The organism is Paenibacillus puerhi (assembly GCF_009846885.1).
GTDB classification, from domain to species: Bacteria; Bacillota; Bacilli; order Paenibacillales; family NBRC-103111; genus Paenibacillus_G; species Paenibacillus_G puerhi.
Genome location: NZ_WUWM01000087.1, coordinates 1 through 1,533, shown reverse-complemented (window position 1 = coordinate 1,533; position 1,533 = coordinate 1). Strand labels below are relative to the sequence as shown.

Annotated in this window: 2 protein-coding genes; one reads left to right on the top strand and one right to left on the bottom strand. The window is 36.1% G+C overall.

Going from position 1 to position 1,533, the window contains the following annotated elements:
- Positions 1-82: 82 nt before the first annotated feature.
- Positions 83-247, top strand: a complete 165-nt coding sequence (locus tag GSF01_RS30560) for an integrase core domain-containing protein (protein ID WP_159888762.1) — start codon at positions 83-85, stop codon at positions 245-247.
- Between the two features lie 31 nt (positions 248-278).
- Here GSF01_RS30560 and GSF01_RS29090 read toward each other — a convergent pair whose 3' ends face one another.
- A complete protein-coding gene (locus tag GSF01_RS29090) occupies positions 279-767 on the bottom strand; it encodes a hypothetical protein (RefSeq protein WP_159888761.1) in 489 nt (162 codons plus the stop codon).
- Positions 768-1,533: the final 766 nt, after the last annotated feature.

Here is a 1,533-nt window from a genome sequence, read left to right as displayed (position 1 = left end):
GTCTCCTTCGTCAGTTCTCGCAAACCTTACGATAGGAGTTTAATAGGATGCTGGCAAGTGTCTCTTTTGCATTTAACTTAGCATTTTTACGCTGCAATATTCGGCACTTTTATTATGCAATAAACAGCTACGAAAAGGGATAGCTCGCTATGTCCACTTTTACAACCAGGAACGCCCTCATCAATCTCTTAATGAAGCGAAACCCGATCAATTTTACGCCCATTGTATCGAAGAAATCGCATCCTAAAAACTTAGGCCCACGAGAAGGAGGACATAACTTATTCCTTAGAAATTCGTGTCTTGACAATGGGGAGCATTACAATTCTTGTATCCCCGGAAGCAATTTCAAATGTGTCTACATCTTCTTGATTTATAATACCACTCATAATAAGATACCCATCTAACATGACATACTGTAATCCTTTATTGTGTTTACTATCTTTTAATTTAAATGCCAATTTTCCAGCGACTTGTACTTTGTATTTATTTTTGTGTTCTTCATAAATTATATAATCGTTTGAATCTCCCATATTTTTATAATCATATGAATACAAAAAAACGAGATACTTACCAACTTTCTTGTTTTGTTGAATTTGTATATTTGTAACATTTTTCTTGCCGTCAGCACTAGCATATATCCGGCGGATAATATCATCTGGTAGTTCGTCAACTTTATAAGTTTTGTTTATGTTGTAATAAAATACTGCAATGAAGATACCTGCAATTATTAATAGAGATCCAACTACTATTCTTGATTTAATAGGCATTTTAGCTCCTTAGCTTTTAAATATGTCATACCTCGATTTCCGATAACGTTCTTGTATTCACGAACCCGAGAGGCTTAAGGCGCTTTAGCGCCGGGTCGAAGACTTAGCCTCGCAGGAGTTGTCTGCCTGAATCACTTCTACGAAATCCCTCGGGCAGACCAAGGGGCGTAGCCCCGCAGCGTGAATACGGTGTTATAGGATGTCAGCGCTTCTTTGAAACAACATACAAATTTCCTATTACTTTATCTGTCTACTGTTGATTTCAAAATATCGAACCATAATAAATATGATCTCGCAAATCACTTTCCATATAATAATAGAAACCAAAAATACAATTACTCCTTGAAATATCCCAAGAGGTAAATTATTTATTTCTTTGCCAGTATACCAGTCCCCATTTTTCACTGTTATTTCAACAAAATTATTCAAATACACGGTTTTTCCAAATTCAATAGATTGATAAATTATCGGTAAAATTCCTGTATAAAATAGAATTGTTATTAATGTCTTGGACGTTATTTCACCGAATTTAAAAATCTTTTCTTTCAACATTTCTTCTCCTTCTCTAAAAGTTTTTTTAAAAATTGTTTTAAATATGTTTTTGCGCTGATTTCCTATAACGTCTTGTGTATTCACGAACCCGTCAGGGTTGTGCCGCGCAGCACGGTCCCCGTAGGGACCGAATGATACAGCACCGAGGGCCGAATGGCCCGAAGCGTGAATACGATGTTATGTGATGCCACTGATCTTCTATTACTTGATCTTA